General features: G+C 33.7%; 19 protein-coding genes. 3 read left to right on the top strand and 16 right to left on the bottom strand.

The genetic code is table 11. The annotated features are described in order from the left end of the window. Positions 1-62 precede the first annotated feature (62 nt). Both AA80_RS09575 and AA80_RS09570 read left to right on the top strand, forming a co-directional pair. Positions 63-986, top strand: a complete 924-nt coding sequence (locus tag AA80_RS09575; protein WP_103877485.1) for a carbohydrate ABC transporter permease — start codon at positions 63-65, stop codon at positions 984-986. Then, positions 983-1,816 carry a carbohydrate ABC transporter permease gene (locus AA80_RS09570; protein ID WP_103067482.1) on the top strand — a complete coding sequence of 278 codons (834 nt, stop codon included), beginning with the start codon at positions 983-985 and terminating at the stop codon, positions 1,814-1,816. Before AA80_RS09575 ends, AA80_RS09570 begins: the two co-directional genes overlap by 4 nt. A 101-nt stretch (positions 1,817-1,917) precedes the next feature. Here the strand turns inward: AA80_RS09570 and AA80_RS09565 are convergent, their stop codons facing one another. The 6 genes from AA80_RS09565 to pfkA all read right to left on the bottom strand — a co-directional run bounded on the left by AA80_RS09565 (position 1,918) and on the right by pfkA (position 8,593). Then, positions 1,918-3,462: a TrkH family potassium uptake protein gene (locus AA80_RS09565; protein WP_103877484.1), complete on the bottom strand. Its 1,545-nt coding sequence runs from the start codon at positions 3,460-3,462 to the stop codon at positions 1,918-1,920. Positions 3,463-3,472: 10 nt separating this feature from the next. Next, positions 3,473-4,147 carry a potassium channel family protein gene (locus AA80_RS09560; protein WP_103877483.1) on the bottom strand — a complete coding sequence of 225 codons (675 nt, stop codon included), beginning with the start codon at positions 4,145-4,147 and terminating at the stop codon, positions 3,473-3,475. Then, a complete protein-coding gene (locus AA80_RS09555) occupies positions 4,140-4,574 on the bottom strand; it encodes an NAD(P)-binding protein (protein ID WP_103877482.1) in 435 nt (144 codons plus the stop codon). The genes AA80_RS09560 and AA80_RS09555 overlap by 8 nt, the downstream gene beginning before the upstream one ends. Before the next feature lie 60 nt (positions 4,575-4,634). After that, positions 4,635-6,044 (bottom strand): ATP-dependent protease ATPase subunit HslU, encoded by a 1,410-nt coding sequence (hslU, locus tag AA80_RS09550; RefSeq protein WP_103877481.1) that lies wholly within the window; start codon positions 6,042-6,044, stop codon positions 4,635-4,637. Between the two features lie 44 nt (positions 6,045-6,088). Continuing rightward, positions 6,089-7,525 (bottom strand): pyruvate kinase, encoded by a 1,437-nt coding sequence (gene pyk / locus AA80_RS09545; RefSeq protein ID WP_103877525.1) that lies wholly within the window; start codon positions 7,523-7,525, stop codon positions 6,089-6,091. 108 nt (positions 7,526-7,633) lie between these two features. Further along, on the bottom strand, positions 7,634-8,593 hold the full coding sequence (gene pfkA / locus AA80_RS09540; protein WP_166667819.1) for a 6-phosphofructokinase: 960 nt from the start codon (positions 8,591-8,593) through the stop codon (positions 7,634-7,636). Between the two features lie 221 nt (positions 8,594-8,814). Here pfkA and AA80_RS09535 point away from each other — a divergent pair, with 221 nt between their 5' ends. Then, entirely contained in the window at positions 8,815-9,288 is a 474-nt protein-coding gene (locus AA80_RS09535; RefSeq protein ID WP_103877479.1) for a Fur family transcriptional regulator, read from the top strand. 71 nt (positions 9,289-9,359) lie between these two features. Here the strand turns inward: AA80_RS09535 and gcvPB are convergent, their stop codons facing one another. The 10 genes from gcvPB to rlmN form a co-directional block, all read right to left on the bottom strand. Continuing rightward, the gene (gene gcvPB, locus AA80_RS09530; protein WP_103877478.1) at positions 9,360-10,796 is read right to left on the bottom strand and encodes an aminomethyl-transferring glycine dehydrogenase subunit GcvPB; all 1,437 of its coding nucleotides are present in this window, start codon (positions 10,794-10,796) and stop codon (positions 9,360-9,362) included. Further along, positions 10,793-12,139 (bottom strand): aminomethyl-transferring glycine dehydrogenase subunit GcvPA, encoded by a 1,347-nt coding sequence (gcvPA, locus tag AA80_RS09525; protein WP_103067490.1) that lies wholly within the window; start codon positions 12,137-12,139, stop codon positions 10,793-10,795. The genes gcvPB and gcvPA overlap by 4 nt, the downstream gene beginning before the upstream one ends. Before the next feature lie 65 nt (positions 12,140-12,204). Beyond that, the gene (gcvT, locus tag AA80_RS09520) at positions 12,205-13,530 is read right to left on the bottom strand and encodes a glycine cleavage system aminomethyltransferase GcvT (protein ID WP_103067491.1); all 1,326 of its coding nucleotides are present in this window, start codon (positions 13,528-13,530) and stop codon (positions 12,205-12,207) included. Positions 13,531-13,666: 136 nt separating this feature from the next. After that, entirely contained in the window at positions 13,667-14,338 is a 672-nt protein-coding gene (locus AA80_RS09515; RefSeq protein ID WP_103067492.1) for a metallophosphoesterase family protein, read from the bottom strand. Between the two features lie 69 nt (positions 14,339-14,407). Beyond that, the gene (locus tag AA80_RS09510; protein WP_103067493.1) at positions 14,408-14,680 is read right to left on the bottom strand and encodes an HU family DNA-binding protein; all 273 of its coding nucleotides are present in this window, start codon (positions 14,678-14,680) and stop codon (positions 14,408-14,410) included. Between the two features lie 113 nt (positions 14,681-14,793). Next, complete coding sequence (gene rdgB / locus AA80_RS09505) at positions 14,794-15,417, bottom strand: RdgB/HAM1 family non-canonical purine NTP pyrophosphatase (protein ID WP_103067494.1); 624 nt, start codon at positions 15,415-15,417, stop codon at positions 14,794-14,796. Continuing rightward, complete coding sequence (rpe, locus tag AA80_RS09500; RefSeq protein ID WP_103067495.1) at positions 15,410-16,069, bottom strand: ribulose-phosphate 3-epimerase; 660 nt, start codon at positions 16,067-16,069, stop codon at positions 15,410-15,412. Before rpe ends, rdgB begins: the two co-directional genes overlap by 8 nt. A gap of 12 nt (positions 16,070-16,081) precedes the next feature. Next, positions 16,082-16,984 carry a ribosome small subunit-dependent GTPase A gene (rsgA, locus tag AA80_RS09495; protein WP_103067496.1) on the bottom strand — a complete coding sequence of 301 codons (903 nt, stop codon included), beginning with the start codon at positions 16,982-16,984 and terminating at the stop codon, positions 16,082-16,084. Continuing rightward, positions 16,981-17,484, bottom strand: a complete 504-nt coding sequence (locus AA80_RS09490; RefSeq protein ID WP_103067497.1) for a PASTA domain-containing protein — start codon at positions 17,482-17,484, stop codon at positions 16,981-16,983. Before AA80_RS09490 ends, rsgA begins: the two co-directional genes overlap by 4 nt. 5 nt (positions 17,485-17,489) lie before the next feature. After that, complete coding sequence (gene rlmN, locus AA80_RS09485; RefSeq protein WP_103067498.1) at positions 17,490-18,533, bottom strand: dual-specificity RNA methyltransferase RlmN; 1,044 nt, start codon at positions 18,531-18,533, stop codon at positions 17,490-17,492. Positions 18,534-18,585: the final 52 nt, after the last annotated feature.

Raw genomic sequence — 18,585 nt, 5'->3', positions numbered from 1 at the left:
CAATCTCGGCCCTTTCTGGGCCGAGGTTTTTGATATGCCACTATCTATAAGGAGAGATATGTATGTCTGTTCAAAAGAAAAAGGCAAGAGCCGGATTTTTTATAATCCTACCTTCTTTGGCTTTCATTGGTATATTTGTCTATTATTTTATATTTTTAACAATAAGAACATCGACTTCCAACTGGAACAGTTTCTCCTCATTGTTAAGTGGAGAGTATAAATTTATTGGATTAAGAAATTATCAAAGGTTATTCAACGACCCCAGATTTCAAACAGATTTATGGAATACATTATTTTTCACATTATTTTTCCTTGCGGGGTGTATAATACTTGGTATATTTTTAGCTAATATTATTGACAAGAAATTGAGAGGTTCAAGTTTTTTTCAAAACTTGTTTTTATTCCCAATGGCAATTTCCTATGTAGTAACAGGTACAGTTTGGGGTTGGATATTCGCACCTGGAAACCTACCAACCTCCCCACAAGGAATTAACTTATTACTTGAAAACCTTGGATGGTCTAATTTACAATGGATGTGGTATACGAGTACCCAATCGATAGGTAACTTCAATCTTGCACTGATACCAGTGATAATAGCAGCAACCTGGCAGATGTCGGGATACGTAATGGCAATGTATTTAGCTGGGCTTAGAGCAATACCTGAAGAGATGATAGAGGCAGCACAAGTAGACGGATCAACAGGCACTCAATTGTTTTGGAGAATAAAGATGCCGATGCTCAGACCAATCACACTTAGTGCAATGATAGTAATAGGACACATGTCACTAAAGATATTCGATTTAATATACGCTATGACTGGAAGCGGACCTAATAACGTTACCGATATGCCCGCTATTTATATGTTTGAACAGATGTTTAGATCCAACAGATACGCAATCGCATCAGCCATCGCAATAATAATGCTGATAATGGTGGCGGCCGTTATAATACCTTATCTGTACAGTTCCTTTAGGGGGGAAAGATGATGGCGGAGAAAACAAATAAAACTTCACTCACCATTTATTATATTATACTTGCTGTGTTCACAATATTTTATGTTCTACCGTTTTATGTAACTATAAGCACATCCTTTAAGCCATTTGAAGAAGTTTCCATATCAAACATGTGGAAACTACCAAGTAAGTTTTCCATTGAAGGATTCAAAGCTGCGTTTGCAAGGTTAGGTCCAAATCTAAAAAATAGCTTTTACCTTACTATACCTGCTACTTTAATATCTGCAATGATTGGTTCAATTAACGGCTTTGCCCTTTCAAAATTAAGATTCAAATATTCAAATATTGTATTTGCTCTCATACTTTTTGGGATGTTCATACCTTATCAAAGTGTATTATTTCCACTGATACAGTTCTTTCAAGCAATAGGTTTATACGGTACCATACCGGCTTTGATTATAACCCATGTTATATACGGAATACCAATTACAACCCTGATGTTTAAAAACTACTATGAAGAAATACCAAACGAACTAGTAGAAGCATCTTCTGTGGATGGCGCAAACATATGGCAATCCTATACAAAGATTCTTTTACCGATATCCATGCCTGGATTTGTAGTGGTAATAATATGGCAGTTCACAAATATATGGAATGAATTTTTGTTTGCAGTAACGATAACCAGTGATCCGACGAAACAACCAATAACGGTGGCTTTAGTTAATTTAGCTGGTAGTCAAGTCGTTCAATGGAACATTCAAATGGCAGGCGCTTTAATCGCTGCACTTCCCACACTCATAGTTTACATCATATTGGGAAGATATTTCGTAAGAGGTTTACTTGCTGGTTCAGTTAAAGGATAAAATAAACCCGCCTCACATGTTTAGGCGGGTATTTTTTTACTTTCCTAAATTTGTTTTTTAATATGAAAAACAAAAGGTCGTTCAAGTATCGGTGAATATTTTTAAAAAAATTCTCTCAAATCTTTAAACAATTTTATAATCGCATTTATAATGACGAAAAACTCTAAACGTCCTAAATACATTCCTAATGTTTGAGTCCAAATCACTCCTAAGGGAGCTTGACTTGAGGTAATACCTGTAGAAAGTCCAACAGTAGATAAAGTAGAAGCATATTCAAACAAAGCGGTATGAAGCGGATAACCATAAGCTAACAAGATAAAAACACCAATGAAATAGGTAATAAAATACATTGTAAAGACTACTAATACATTTTTTATTGAGTTTAAATCAATTTTCTTTCTTGACACTCCTTTGTATACTTCTATATAAAAGGTGGTTCCAGAAGGTTTAAAAAATTCTTTTATCTGGTTAATGATCAATTTTAAAGCGATATAAACCCTAAATAATTTTAAACCACCTGATGTAGAATCCATCATACCACCTAAGATCATCAATATTGTCATAATTAACAATCCAAAATAATTCCACTTTGAAAAAGATACTGTCGCAAAGCCCGTTGTTGTTAGGGTCGAAATACTCTGAAATGCAGAATGAACTAAACCATCTACAAGGCCGTATATTTCAACAGTGGTAAAAGAAAAAAGTAACAAAAAGGAAATAACTAAAATTATAAACATGGTCTTAATTTCAGGGTTTTTTAAAAAGGGCTCAGATTTGATCCTTTCTCTTAGCTCAACTAACGAAATTCTTTTGGATCGGTAATCTCTACGATTCCTAATAAAATTTCTAATCATCAATAATCCAGCATAGTGTACTCCAAATCCTGTTCCACCCATAATCATTAGCAACATAATAATTACTTCTACCCTCAAACTACCAAAAGAAGCGATACTTGAATTTCTTGTGGAAAATCCTCCTGTGGATAATCCAGTTAATGTATGATTAAAGGCATCAAAAAAAGAAAGTTTTCCAACAAAAACTAAAAGTAAAATACCTATCAACGTCCAACTTAAATAGATTCGAATAATTATCCTTGCTGATTCTCTCAAATTTGGGACTAAGTTGTCGCTTCTTCCTTCTGCCTGGTATATACCGACACCCATAGTTCCGGCAACAATTACAGTAATTATAGCGAAACCAGCCCCACCGACAAATTGCATTACCGATCTCCAAATTAAGATTGATCGTGGCAGCGTTTCAACATCAGAAAACATTGAAAGCCCTGTCGTTGTCCATCCACTAGTCGATTCAAAAACAGCTTGTGAAAAATTCAATTCTCCAGAAAAAATAAAAGGAAGAGCAGATAGTAAAATTGCTATTGTCCAAACAAAAAAAACAGTGACAACCGCATCTTGTGTGTTTAATTCATTTCTCTTTTCTCCTCTTCCAATAAACCAAAATATTCCCCCACAAAGAATTGATATTATACCAGTAATCAAAAATGGAATAAAATCATTAAAAGAATCATAAATAAAAGCTGTAGAACCTACAATAATTATTAAAACAGATAGACCGATTATAATATTTCCAGTATCTCTAAAGATAGTTTTATACCTTAATTTTAGAAAATATTTGTAAGTAGGCACTAGATCACCTCTATTTTAACGTTTCTTTTACTTCATCCACTTGTTCTTTTAGTGCCAAAACGATCAACCTATCTCCCTCATAAATGGTTGTTTCACCTTGAGGAACCATTATATTTCCGTCTTCTCTTATTAATACTCCGATTATTGAATTCTGAGGAATCTTTAATTCCTTAAGTTTTTTATTTACAGCTTTATCTTTTTCAAGTATTGTAAGTTCCAAAATAGATAACTTTTCCACATAGGGATTGAAAAAATCCGTAATATCTTCATGAATCAAAGAAGATTCAATTATTTTTTGCATCCAAGAAATGGGAACCAGTGTTTCAACATCGATACCTTTAAAAATAGTTTCGTTTTCTGCTGCATTGACTAAAGATATTATCTTTATATCTTCATAATACTGTCTTAGCAACCAAGATACAACAAAATTCAACGCATCGTCCTCAGAGATGATTATCAAGGCTTCCACTTTTTTATTCAGATCCAAATTTTCTATCCAATTGATATCCGTGGGATCCTGCTTTACAAGCTCAAGAGCGGGAAAATTTACCTTTAATCCATCTAAAATCTCCAAATTTTCATTATTTTTACTGACGTAGTAAACTTGATTACCTAACAAGAGTAATTTTTTAGCTAAAGAATAAGCTAATATTTTTCCCTCTATAATATAAAAAATTCTACTCATATTTAACTACTTCCCCTTCCAATTCCTTAACCAAATCAATTACCGAATCTTCAATGGGGCAAAATAAATTCAATCCTGCTTTTATAAAAATTGATTTCTTCAAAGGATCATTCACCCTTGCGGCTATTCTTACTCCCGAATTCAACTTTTTAATCCCATAGGCTAACATAAAATTTAAATTGTCATCCGGCGTTACAATATAAACCATGTGAGCTTTTTCAATATTTACATCTTTTAATGCAGCCATATCGCTTGTATCAATAACCCTTGTGAAACCTGTAAAATTCCTTTTGGATAATCTTTCAAAAGATGATTCTTCTTTATCAAGAACTACTACATTGTAAGACTTACTTAATTGTAAAGCTAGTTCAGAACCCAACCTTCCACAACCTATTATGATTATTAGTTTGGAACCATTTAATCGCATATGTCCTCACTTCCGAAAAATATTATTGAAATATACAATTTATTAGCTCACTACCATTCATCAAAGGATATATTCTCTAAGGTCTTCATCACCATATACTTTACCAAGCCTTAGGTCTACATAACTGCTATCTATTTTCAATTCCCATTCTCCTGATGCGGGTGCTTCAAAAGAAACCTCTTCAAGAACTTTTTCGACTACAGTGTAAAGTCTTCTTGCTCCAATATTTTCAACCTTTTCGTTGAGCTCAAAGGCAATATCTGCCATTCTTTCAACGCCATCTTCAGTGAACTCAATTCTCACCCCATCAGTTTCGAGTAAGTACTGATATTGTTTTAGTATTGCATTTTTGGGCTGGGTAAGTATTCTAATAAAGTCTTCTTTAGTCAAATCAGATAATTCTGCCCTAATTGGGAATCTCCCTTGAAGCTCAGGAATTAGATCCGAAGGTTTAGCTTCACTAAACGCACCAGCAGCTATAAACAATATATAATCAGTACTAATTGAACCATACTTGGTCATAACGTTTGTACCTTCAACTATTGGCAACAAATCTCTCTGAACACCCTCTCTAGATACATCAGGTCCTGAAGAAACACCTTTGGATGTAATTTTATCGATCTCATCGATGAAAATTATACCTCTATTTTCGGCTCTACTTACACCTTCTTGAATTAGTTTATCTTGATCGATCAACTTTTCGGATTCGATTGGTTCCAAAACCTTCCTCGCTTCAGAAATCGTCATTCGCCTTCTTTTTTTCTTCTTAGGCATGAGATTTTGAAACATTTCTCCAAATTGTATACCCATGTCTTCTAATTCTGGCCCCAATCCAGCAAACATTGGAGTAGATTGTTCTTCGACTTCTACTTCTATTTCTACATCCTCTAATTCGCCGTTTCTTAATTTTTCTAATAATTCCTCTCTTCTTCTTCTGAGATTCTCGTCTTCATTTTCATCATAATCCTTTTTTTGGGAATATTCCGCACTTTGATTGAAAAGTTGCATCACATCCATAAATGAAGGCTGAGTCTTTGCTCTTTTCTTTGAAGGAACGAGTATTTCTACTATTCTTTCTTCTACGAGCCTTTGAGCTTTATCTTTAACTTCTTCCATCATTTCCTTTTTAACCATGGTGACTGAAGAATCAACCAATTCTCTAACCATACTTTCAACATTTTTCCCGACATATCCAACTTCGGTAAACCTTGTAGCTTCAACCTTCACAAATGGTGCATTGGCAACCTCTGCTAATCTTCTTGCAATCTCTGTTTTTCCAACACCTGTAGACCCTATCATCAGTATATTTTTAGGTATAACATCTCTTCTAACATCCTCTTGAAGAGCCAACCGTCTAATCCTGTTCCTCAAAGCGATAGCAACCTGTTTCTTTGCTTCCTTTTGACCGATTATATAGTTATCTAATTTTTCGACAATTTTTTTTGGAGTTAATTCGTCTATTTTATTCATAAAAATCACCTCAAAAATTATTATTTACTACTAAAAAAATCATATCATACCTCATGAACCTTTAAAAGATTAGTTTTACTGGAAAAACCATAAGGGATTCCTGCAGTTACAATGATATTTTCTCCTGGTAGGGCAAAATTTAAAGATTTCACAATATTGCTCACACTTTCCAACATATTATCTGTGTCGGTAAACCTTTGCATAATAACAGGAGTCACTCCCCAAACTAACGCCAATCGATGATAAGTAGATATTCTTGGGGATGCTGCAACTATTTTCATATTTCTCCTGAACCTAGACAGCACTCTTGCCGTGTAACCACTATATGTTGTTGCAACAACAACGTCGATGCCTAGTTGTTCGGCAATTTTTATTGCAGACATCGTTATTGAATTGGTAGCAGGATCTCCTCCACCATATGTTGAATAATCGAATTTATAATAGTACTCTTCTAATATTTTCTCAGTTTCCTTTGCCACATTGGACATAACTTTGACAGCTTGTTCAGGGTATTTCCCAATCGATGTTTCTTCAGACAACATAACTGCATCTGTCCCATCTAATATAGCATTAGCTATATCAGTTGCCTCTGCTCTTGTAGGAAATGGATTATTAACCATACTTTCAAGCATTTGAGTTGCAGTTATCGCAGGCTTAGCCATCGTATTTGCAATCTCTATTATCCTCTTTTGAAGCAAAGGTATTTGTTCAACAGGTGCTTCAACACCCAAATCTCCTCTTGCAACCATCACCCCATCCGCTTCTTCTATGATCGATTCCAGGTTGTCTAAAGCTTGCAATGTTTCTATTTTAGCGATTATAGGGAGATCGGGCATACCCAATTCAGTTAAAATCCTCCTCGTTCGGGTGATATCTTCAGCTTTTCTAACGAAAGACTGAGCGATATAATCTACGTTCCATTCCACAGCCTTGTTCAGATACTCAATATCCTTTTCTGTTAATGGTGGTAGGCTAATATCTATACCAGGAACGTTTATCCCTCTTCTATGAGTAATACTACCACCAGTTATAACTTTTGTTACAATTTCCTTTTCATTACTGCTGACAACTTCCAGCCGAATTTTTCCATCATCAAGAAGGATAAAATCTCCTTTTTTAACTTCTTTAGGCAAATCTTTATAATTTATACTTACCTTTTCTTTATTTCCAACAATCTCTTCGGTTGTCAAGATAAATTTTTGGCCTTCTTCCAGAGCTACTTGATCCGTATCAAATCGACCTGTTCGAATCTTTGGACCTTCTAAATCAAGTAAAATGGCAAAAGGTATATTCATATCTTTTCGTATTTTTTTAATCAGATTTACCCTTTTCTCATGATCAGCAATAGTATCATGAGAAGTATTCAATCTTGCTACATTCATTCCTGCGTTTATCAATTTTTTTATCATTACTTCATCTTGGGTAGCAGGACCAATTGTGCAAACGATTCTCGTCTTTTTATTTTCCGCTTTTTCGTTCATAACCATCCTCCTAAAAAATACGGAACTTTTGGGTGTTTCTTCCCAAATTACATCTTTTTTTATATTCCATGCCTTGGGGATTTTCAAGGGGTTTACCCTTTGAACGCTCTATGATAAAATCCCCGCCAACTTCACAATCTCCATATCCAATTTGTTACTCTCAGAAAGAACTTTTTCAAGAGGCGTTCTAATCAAACCGTTTTTACTCAATCCTATCATAACGTCAAAATCCTCATCTTTAATTGCTTTTACTACTTCATTTCCCATTCTTGAGGCCAAAATCCTATCGAATGCAGTTGGAGAACCTCCTCTTTGAATATGGCCTAAAATTGTTATACGCGTTTCAAAACCAATCCTATTCTCTAAATGTCTAGCTACTGTATAAGCACTGGCAGATCCTTCAGCAACAACGATTATTGAATTGATCTTACCTCTTTTTCTTTCATCCCACATTTTTTCAGCTAAAACATCGTAATCAGTCGGAACTTCTGGTATTATTATAGCTTCAGCACCTATTGCGAGACCAGACATCAAAGCAACGTATCCAGATGTTCTTCCCATAACTTCAACAATAAATGCCCTTTCATGTGAAGAAGCGGTGTCTTTTAACTTCTGCATGGCTTCAACGACTGTGTTAAGACAGGTATCAACACCTATACTCATATCTGTATAGGCTATATCGTTATCTATAGAAGCTGGTACGCCTATCACTGGTATTCCTTGTTCTTCCGCTAGCAATTTCCCGCCGGTAAGGCTTCCGTTTCCACCGATTATAACCAAAACATCAATCCCTAAATCTTTCAATATGTCAGCAGCTTTTTTTCGGACTTCGGGAACTTTAAATTCTGGTACCCTTGAGGTTCTTAAAATGGTTCCCCCTCTTTCCATTATGCCACCAACATCTGAATATGTGAATTTTTTATAATCTTTATCCAATATACCGGCAAATCCTCTCAAAAATCCATAGACTTCAATATTTTCCACAACTGCACTTCTAGTAACTGCCCTTATAACGGCGTTCATTCCAGGAGCATCTCCACCACTGGTCATTAGCCCAATTCTTTTTATATCACTCACTATATCCCTCCTAAAAACTTTCATTATTTATACTTCCTGTAGAAATTCTTAAACTTGCTTTAGCATCACTTTGTTCTGCATCCCACCGTTTAAACTACCTTTTTATTATATCACTTGTTTTTTGACACTATTGTTAATTTCACTATAATTCAAATAACTCTTCAAAATTTTGTGTTATAATTAATTAAGTCATTCAAATTAAGGTGGTAAAGATGGAAATTAAGTATGATAAAAATAGTATAATCAAAATACTAAAAAATAAAAAGATCAAAGTTACCCCAAATAGATTTAAAGTTGCTTTTGAGCTTTTTAACTGTGACGAACATCCATCAATTGATGAATTACATCAAAAGTTGGTAAGAAATAATGAAAATCGGATTTCTTTCACGTCCGTGTATAATATTTTAAAATTATTTGAAAACGCTGAATTAGTAAAAGAAATCTTAATTGATAATAAAATCCATTACGACTCTAATATTACCCCTCATGCACACTTTATCTGCGAAAATTGTGGGGAAGTTCAAGATATCGAGTTAAATAAGCTAAATTTCTTAGATGAACGTAAATTATTTAACTTTAAAACTTTTACTGAAGAAGAATTAAAAAACAATAAAATCAACTCCTTTGAAATCAATTTTTATGGAATCTGTGGAAAGTGTTTAAAAGAAGAAAACAGTGAGGAATAAATCGGTGTATCTACCTCACTGTTTTCTAATATAATAAAAACTTTTAGATATAACGTCAAACTTACCAAAAATTAATCAAATTTCACTTTGAGATCCTTATTTGCTTTTACTTCGTCCAATCTTTTGATAGATAAAGTCATAGGCGCATTTTTTAAATTTTGTGGTTCTTCCTTTGCTTCTTCTACTATTTTCTCGTATATAGTAGCAACTTCATTCAATGTTTCTTTGCTTTCAGTTTCAGTGGGTTCAATCATCATAGCTTCATCCACAATTAAAGGAAAATAGACCGTTGGAGGATGAATATCATAATCTAAGAGCCTTTTTGCAAAATCCAATGTACTCACCCCATAATCTTTCAATGAACTCCCCTTGATTACAAATTCATGTTTACAGACATCTGGGTAAGCAACGTCTAAAAATTTAGATAATTTTTCCTTCAAATAATTCGCATTTAAAGTGGCAAGTTCGCTAACTTTCTTCAAGCCTTCTTTTCCCATTGATAAGATGTAAGTGTATGCTTTTACTAATACCAAAAAATTACCGTAAAAGCTTCGTACTTTACCAATGCTTTTAGGGATATCATAATCAAAATAATATTCACCACTTTCTTTCATACCCACAACAGGTTTTGGTAAGTAATCTCTTAAATAAGACTTAACCGCTATTGGTCCACTTCCTGGTCCTCCCATTCCATGAGGAGTGGAAAATGTCTTGTGAAGGTTTAAATGAACAACATCGAATCCATTATCTCCAGGTCTCACTTTGCCCATTATTGCATTTAAATTTGCTCCATCATAGTACAACAGGGCGTTGTTTTTGTGCATCAAATCGGATATCTTCAGAATATCTTTTTCAAACAATCCCAAAGTATTTGGATTTGTGAGCATAATTGCCGCGGTATTTTCATTTACTAAAGATTTCAAATGATCTAAATCGACTCTTCCCTCGTTATTCGAATTAACTTTAACCACTTCAAACCCTGCCATTACAGCAGATGCGGGATTTGTACCATGAGCAGAATCTGGGATTATAACCTCATTTTTATGACCTAAATTATTTTCTTGTAAATATTTTCTGATAATGAGCATTCCCGTAAGCTCTCCATGGGCACCAGCGGCAGGTTGCAAAGTAACATCATCCATGCCTGTTATTTCTTTCAAAAATTCCTGCAATTCATACATCAATTCCAAAGCACCTTGTATGGTTCTTTCTTCTTGATATGGATGAATGAATTTGAATCCATTTAAAGAAGCAACCTCCTCATTCAAAAAAGGATTGTATTTCATTGTACAAGAACCTAAAGGATAAAAACCTCTATCAACAGAATGATTTAAACTGGCTAATTGATTATAATGTCTAACAATATCAACTTCGTATAGTTCCGGAAGTTCCGGCTCCTCATTTCTAATTAAATGTTGTGGAATATCTATCTGAAACTCTTTGACATCTAATTTTGGAAGTGAATATGACTTTCTTCCACTAACTGATTTTTCAAATATCAATTTCATGATAATCCCTCCAAGAAAGAACATAAAAAGTCAATATCTCTTTTTTTAGTCAACTCTGTTGCACAAAATAGTACGTTATTTCCCATATTTTCATAAAAATTCTTTAAAATCAAAGGTCCAAAATAATGTTGTTCCAGCAGCTTTTCGTTTAGAAATTCAGGATCTATTTTGCTTTCTAATACAAATTCGTTAAAGAAAGGTCCATCAAATACAGGTTTGAATTTTTCAGTTTCTAACAATTTTCTTGCTAAATAATGGGCTTTATGATAATTTTGGAGAGAGACTTCTCTAATCCCTTGCTTACCTATCACGTTCATGTACAAAGAAGCTAAAAGAGCATTAAATGCGTGATTTGAACATATATTAGAAGTGGATTTCTCCCTTCGTATATGCTGTTCTCTTGTTTGTAAAACCATGCAAAAACCTCTTTTACCGTCTTGATCAACGGTTTCTCCAATAATTCTGCCAGGCATTTTTCGTATATACTTTTTCTTAGAAGCGAAGATACCTAAACCCGGTCCTCCAAAAGAAGGTGTATTTCCTAAAGATTGCCCTTCTCCTACCACTATATCGGCTCCAAATTTTCCAGGGGCTTCTAACAATCCTAAAGAAATTGGATAAGTAACAACAATGAAAACAACCTCATTAGGAACCTTCTCTCTTATCACTTTTAAATCTTCTATTACACCAAAAAAGTTTGGATACGAAACCACAACACAAGATGTTTCTTGGGTAATCTTAGAAGATAAATCTGCTAGATCTAATTGACCCGTTTCAGATACATAATCAATTTGTTCTATATTCATTCCTTGTACTTCAGTATAGGTTTTTGACACTTCCTGATATTCGGGATGAACCAATTTAGACATCAAAACGTGATTTTTGCCATTAATTCTTTTTGACATTAAAATAGCCTCAGCTAAAGCAGAAGCACCATCATACATAGATGAATTAGAAACTTCCATCGCGGTAAGATTGCAGATCTGAGTTTGATATTCATAGAGTATTTGAAGGGTACCTTGAGAGACTTCAGCTTGGTAAGGCGTATAAGCGGTTAAAAAATTTCTGTTTGAAGCTAAAGGATATATAACAGATGGAATATAATGATTGTAAACACCGGCACCTCTAAAAATCCCGTATTCTTCTATATTTTTATTTAACGAAGCCAAATCAGATAACTTCTCTTTAACTTCCATTTCACTCAAACCGGATGGGATATTCAACTCACCTTTGAATAGTACAGGGATATCTCGATAAAGTTCGTCGATATCTTTTATTCCCAAAAAAGAAAACATTTCTTCAATGTCTTTTTGGGTATGGGGTAAATATGGAAAATCGTTCATTATAACATCTCACCTCTTTTTATTATTCTTATAAACTTGATATAAGCGCCCCTTCGCATTGATTTTTATTTTGTGCTTTTTACACTCCCTTTATAAAATGGAGTTTTCACAATCTCAGCTTCTAATAACTTGTTCCTAGCTTTTATACTCACAATAGTTCCAGATTTTGAAAATTCTTTAATCACATAACCTAAGGCTAAATTCTTCCCTAAAGTAGGTGACTTTACACCGCTTGTTACAAACCCTATCTTTTCATTTTCTACGTAAATTTCATAACCATGTCTTACAGGCATTTTGTCATGTATTTCCATACCCACTAATTTTCTTTTGATTCCTTCTTCTTTTTGTTTCACCAAAGCTTCCTTACCGATAAATTCTTTATCAAAATCTACAGTCCATTTTAATCCTGCTTCCAAAGGAGTTGTATTCTCATCCATATCATTGCCATACAAAAGCATTTTAGGCTCGAACCTTAAAGTATCCCTGCATCCCAAACCACATGGTTTGCCATCAACCTCACTAGCAAGTTGTATAAGTTGATCCCAAACTTTTACAGCGATCTTTGGAGGTAGGTACAACTCAAAACCATCTTCACCGGTGTATCCTGTTCTTGACAATATTACTTCCTCACCTTCTAGTTGAATAACTTCAAAAGAATAATATTCTATACTATCGAGATCAACATCTTTAAGATATTTTTGCAGTTGATCCTGAGATTTTGGACCTTGAAAAGCTATTTGGCAATACTCGTCACTCTTGTTAATAACTTCAACATTAAAAGAAGAAGATTGACTTTTTACCCATTCAAAATCTTTTTGAGTATTAGATGCATTTACTACCAACATGATCTTTTCTTCGTTAAACTTATAAGCAAGAAGATCGTCTAAAATGCCGCCATTTTTATTACAAATGGGTGAGTAAACTATTTTGCCGTTGGTTATTTTTTCAACATTATTTGTAATCAAGTAATTAACAAATTTCTGAGCATCTTCCCCTACCACAAACAACTCCCCCATGTGGGATACATCAAACACCCCAACACAATTTCTAACGGCGTTGTGCTCTTCAATTATAGAAGAATACCATAATGGAAGCTCCCACCCGGCAAATTCTCCAATCTTAGCTCCAAGTTCTTTATGCCTTTCATAAAGGGGCGTCTTTTTAAGCTCTGACAAGGTAATTCCTCCTTTCTCAAACTCACTAATTATCTCTTTAGCTCTATTAAAATCTTTATCTTCGACGTACAAATCATAAATTACCCCCTCACCGAAGTATTCTCCCCCTATTCCAATAGGAGATTTTAAAAATACTTGTATACCGTTATTCTCCAAAATTTGCTTCAACATCTGGCTCTGAGAATAATTACAATAATCTTTTATTTTTTTCATCATCGGCTCACTCCTCAACCAAAAGATATTATTCAACTTTAATTATATCATTATTTGAAAAAGTTAGAAAACAGAAGTATTTTGAATTAGAAGGAATTAAAGACAATTAAAGGCGGTTAAAGAAGTTTAAACCAATTTTTCAAACAGCTTGTAAAACTACGTTTCTATTATCCTCGGAAATTCCATAGGCTGTTAATTTTCCACCATACACACATCCCGTGTCGATATCAATACTTATTACTTTCTTATTCTTATCTCTTTTCACAAATATTTTATCTTCACCCGTTAGATAAAATGTTGGAGTATGACCATGAATTACGGTATAATTATTATACCTTTCTGGCATACCTAAAAATTCATCCCTTATCCATAGCAAATCCCGTTTGTTTTGTTCGGAAAGTGGTTTGTTTGGATTTACTCCCGCATGAACGAACAAATATTTCTCGTTTCCTACTTCCATTTCATAATATAGAGGTAGGTCTTTTAAAAAGGTTATATATTCCTCACCGATATTATTATCAAAACTTCTAATTGTCGATAATGCTCCATTGTAAAACCATACACCATCACCATATTCATGAGTTTTTTGGTAATAGTCTACCATCATATCATCATGGTTCCCTTTTAGAAAGATCCGATTTTTCTGTTTGCTTAAAGCTATCAAAAGATCCAATACTTTTTTTGAATAAGGCCCTCGATCCACATAATCACCAAGAAAAATTACTGTGTCAGAATCTTTTATCTGTGTTTGTTTCAAAAGTGAAATTAAAGAATCGTACATACCATGGATATCCGAAATTGCCCAAATCAATGACAACCCTCCAATATGATCACATCTTTATCAAAAAAACGGGCAGGAAACCTGCCCGTTTTTTGGAATTTACTTCACTATATCTTTCAATTCTTTACCTGGAACAAATTTTGGAACCATCTTTTCTGGGATCTTAATAGCTTTTCCGGTTTGTGGATTAACACCCTTTCTAGCTGCCCTCTTCTGAACTTTGAAAGTGCCAAAACCAACTAACTTAACTTCTTCCCCTTTACTTAAAGCCTCAGATACTACATCAACAAAAGTATCAATGTAACTTTCTGCGTCTTTCTTTGTTACGTTAGCTTTCTTTGCAAAAGCATCAACTAAATCTTTCTTATTCACAAACATTCCCCCTTTCACAGATAAAGATACTTAAATCCTCATTCTATAGAACTTCAACGTTATTATACCATAAAACCCAAAAAATATCTATAATGAATCAATATTATAAAAAATCATTCGGATTTTTCTAATATTTTAGCACTTTTCAGCAAAAGAAGCAAGCTTTTTATAGCTTTTGACCTATGACTTATCTTATTTTTTATGTCTTTACCTAATTCTCCAAAAGTATAATCGTAACCATCCGGAATAAAAATTGGATCATAACCAAAACCTTTGTTCCCTCTTATCTCAAAGGCTATTTTACCATAAACTTCTTCTTGACAACTCACCAAAATATTTTTTTCTGGATCAAAATATGTGGCTGCACAAGCAAAATAAGCGGTCCTGTCTTTTTTATTTTCCAACATTGATAGCAATTTCTTCATTTTCTGCTCATAGGATTCATTTTCCATGAACCTTGCAGAGTTTATGCCTGGAAATCCTCCAAGTGAAATTATAGACAAACCAGAATCATCAGAAAAAACGGGCTTTCTTATTAATTTTGAATAAGCCCAGGCTTTAATGACAGAATTTTCTACATAAGTTTCACCATATTCTTCTACTTCAAAATTATCCTCTTTTATCTCATCAAATATATATTTTACAGTAATACTTCCATTTATGTCTATATCTTCAAGAATTTCATTGATTTCCCTAACCTTGTTTCTGTTTGATGTAGCCAAATACACCTCAATCAAAATCTTCAGCCGCCTTTTTTAGTTCAATTATCTCTTGTGAAGGATTTTCAGAATAAAACACACTGGCACCAATAATAAAAGTGTTAACACCACTTTGGTGAAGTAATCCAATGTTCTTTTTATTCACTCCTCCGTCAACCATTATTTCAACATTCAAACCTTTTTCATCTGAAATTTTTCTCAATTTTCTTACTTTTTCGTAAGTGGTTTCTATAAAATGTTGTCCAGTAAACCCTGGATTGACAGACATAATCAACACCTTATCCACATACGGAAGAATTTCTTCTAAAAGTGACACCGGAGTATGCGGATTTAAAGTAACACCCGCTTCACATCCCAACTCTTTGATCTTTAATATGGTTCTATGAAGATGTACCACCGTTTCATAATGTATAGTTATACCATTCACATACTCAGAAAATTTTTCTAAATATTTATCAGGTTCAACAATCATCAAATGAGCATCTAAATATATATCTTTAAATTTTTTTCTAATAGATTCTACTATCGGAAAACCAAAAGTAATGTTTGGAACAAACACACCATCCATAATGTCAAGATGTATTCCATCAGATGCTTTAGAAACTTTTTCTATCTCTTGAGCTAAATTCAAAAAATCCGCAGCTAAAATGGAAGGATATATTTTTATCAAACTGAAACACCCCTATTGTAATTTTAGTGAACTGTCTTCTATTTCTTTGTATATTTGACAATAATTGGTATACCTACTAAATGAAATTTGCCCGTTTTCTACAGCCTCTTTAATTGCACAACCAGGTTCGACGGTATGGGAACAGTTAGAAAATTGGCAAAAACCGTTGAATTCTAAAAATTCTTTGAAATAGTGCCTTAGTTCGTCTTTTTTTATTCCTCTCAACTCTAAACTCGAAAAACCCGGTGTATCGACTATGTATCCTCCAAAATCAAAATAAAGTAGTTCAGCATACGTTGTAGTATGTCTACCTCTACCTAATTTTTTGGAAATTTCTCCTTCTCGAAGTTTCAATTTTGGGTCTAAAACATTTAATAAACTAGACTTCCCAACTCCAGAGGGTCCAGCAAAGGTTGATACTTTGTTTTTTAAATAGGACTTTAATCTATCTAAATTGTCTTTCGTTATTTTCGATGTGGGAATTACAGGATAAATTTTACCATATATTTCTATGAATTTTTCCATATCTTTTCTTTCTTCATCACTAACAAGTAAATCTGTTTTGTTTAACACTATGACTACATCCAGATTCTCTTTTTCAGCGAGAACTATGATTTTATCGATTATTATGAAATCTACTTGAGGTTCTTTAATTGAGGTAACTAAAACAAGCTTATCCAGGTTAGCTACCCTAGGTCTGTACAATTCATTTTTTCTCTCTAAAATGTTTTCGATTCTTCCATAACTATAATTTTGGTCCTTGGAATACTCTACATAATCGCCAACAATTGGTCGAATCTTCTGTAATTTAAACCTGCCAGGTAGGAAACAGTTAACTTTTTGATTAGTTTCTAAATCTTGAACGGTTACCATATCCGAATGAAATCTAACGACTATACCCCTTCTCCAACTCATTGATTACTCCCTTCATATTCACCAATATAGAGAATCACCTTTTCTCCACTATAATTATTCCCTGGTGTTGGAGACATATTCAGTACCACATCGTTTTCTTCAGACTTGTAAGTTAATTGACTTCTAATCTCAAAAGCTATGTTGTACTCACTTAGGAACTGTCTTGCTACTCCAGAAGGTATTCCTATCAGATCTGGAATCTTCAGAGTATTCATCTCTCTCATTTGAACAATCACGTGATGCCCTTCTTTTACCTTTGTACCAGGTTCGGGATCGGTATACAGAACCTTTTCCCCATTACCTACTACGTTTGGAATTAGTTTTAATTCCTCTAAAGAAGCAACTGCTACTTTTTTATCTTCTCCGATTAAATAAGGAACCTCTACTGTATTTGAACTGTTAGCAAAAACAGTCATGAAAAAAAAGGCAAATATTCCTGAGGAAAGTATCCCCAGAACAAAAAATATCAAATTTTTTATTATTTTTCTTATCTTAACCATTATTTTCACCTGTTAACTTCTTTTAATTCTCTGCCTCTTAATTGACCGCACGCAGCTAATATATCGCTACCTTTCTCAGCTCGCACAACGGCATCAATTCCATTGTTTATGAGAGTATCTAAAAAAACTTGAATGAATCTTTTTGAAGGCTTTTCAAACCCCGCCGGATTTGCATTGACAGGAATTAAATTAACCATTACCTTCAAATCACCAAACAGTTCTACTAATTTTAAGGCGTCATCTTTTGAATCATTAAATCCTTTTATCAGTATATACTCAAAAGTAACTCTCTTTTTTGTTTTTTTCTGATAAATACGGCAAGACTGAATAACCTGCTCAACAGGATATTTATGATTTATTGGCATTATTTGGTCTCTTTGTAGATTTGTAGGTGCATGAAGTGAAACAGAAAGTCGAAATTCTTTGGTCAAATCACCTAATTCTTCAATTTTGTGAGGTATTCCGGCAGTTGAAATAGTGATATGTCTCGCTCCTAATTTTTTCATCTTTGAATGGTTTAAGATCTCTATGCTTTGAACAACGTTGTTAAAATTTAATAATGGTTCACCCATTCCCATGAATACAACGTTTTTTACATCCATATCTTTATCTTTTTCCATAGCCAACAATTGGCCGATGATTTCACCTGTCGATAAATTTCTAACGTAACCGCTTTGTCCTGTAGAACAAAACGAACATTTCAATGGGCAGCCAACTTGTGTTGATATACAAGCTATCGTTCTTGAAGGATAGTAAATAATTACCGCTTCAACGGTGTTCTTATCCTCTAACTCAAAAAGATACTTAGTCGTTCCATCTATCTTTGAAACCTGTTTTTTAATAATATTAGGCATTGATATCTTAAAATTATCGCTGAGCTTTTTTCTATCGTCTTTAGACAAATTAGTCATTAACTCAAAATCAAAAACCCTTTTTTTGTAAATCCAATCACAAATCTGATCGGTTCTGAACTTTTCAAGTCCTATTTCATTAAGCAAATAACTTTGTAAATCTGAATATTCAAAATCTAAAATGTTTTTTGTTTGCATATAACTTCCTCTCCATAAAAAATATATACTAGTTTTAGCGCCCTTTCACCCC

It is taken from the genome of Petrotoga sibirica DSM 13575 (genome assembly GCF_002924625.1).
Lineage (GTDB): Bacteria > Thermotogota > Thermotogae > Petrotogales > Petrotogaceae > Petrotoga > Petrotoga sibirica.
This window is presented reverse-complemented; position numbering and strand designations above follow the sequence as displayed.

Bases quoted from the DNA above. Each gene is read 5' to 3' on its own strand.
- AA80_RS09555 (WP_103877482.1), bottom strand. From the start codon at position 4,574: ATGCGATTAAATGGTTCCAAACTAATAATCATAATAGGTTGTGGAAGG.
- AA80_RS09560 (WP_103877483.1), bottom strand. From the start codon at position 4,147: ATGAGTAGAATTTTTTATATTATAGAGGGAAAAATATTAGCTTATTCT.
- AA80_RS09490 (WP_103067497.1), bottom strand. From the start codon at position 17,484: ATGGTTAAGATAAGAAAAATAATAAAAAATTTGATATTTTTTGTTCTG.
- gcvPA (WP_103067490.1), bottom strand. From the start codon at position 12,139: ATGAACGATTTTCCATATTTACCCCATACCCAAAAAGACATTGAAGAA.
- gcvT (WP_103067491.1), bottom strand. From the start codon at position 13,530: ATGATGAAAAAAATAAAAGATTATTGTAATTATTCTCAGAGCCAGATG.
- gcvPB (WP_103877478.1), bottom strand. From the start codon at position 10,796: ATGAAATTGATATTTGAAAAATCAGTTAGTGGAAGAAAGTCATATTCA.
- rlmN (WP_103067498.1), bottom strand. From the start codon at position 18,533: ATGCAAACAAAAAACATTTTAGATTTTGAATATTCAGATTTACAAAGT.
- AA80_RS09535 (WP_103877479.1), top strand. From the start codon at position 8,815: ATGGAAATTAAGTATGATAAAAATAGTATAATCAAAATACTAAAAAAT.
- AA80_RS09570 (WP_103067482.1), top strand. From the start codon at position 983: ATGATGGCGGAGAAAACAAATAAAACTTCACTCACCATTTATTATATT.
- hslU (WP_103877481.1), bottom strand. From the start codon at position 6,044: ATGAATAAAATAGACGAATTAACTCCAAAAAAAATTGTCGAAAAATTA.
- pyk (WP_103877525.1), bottom strand. From the start codon at position 7,525: ATGAACGAAAAAGCGGAAAATAAAAAGACGAGAATCGTTTGCACAATT.
- AA80_RS09575 (WP_103877485.1), top strand. From the start codon at position 63: ATGTCTGTTCAAAAGAAAAAGGCAAGAGCCGGATTTTTTATAATCCTA.
- rsgA (WP_103067496.1), bottom strand. From the start codon at position 16,984: ATGAGTTGGAGAAGGGGTATAGTCGTTAGATTTCATTCGGATATGGTA.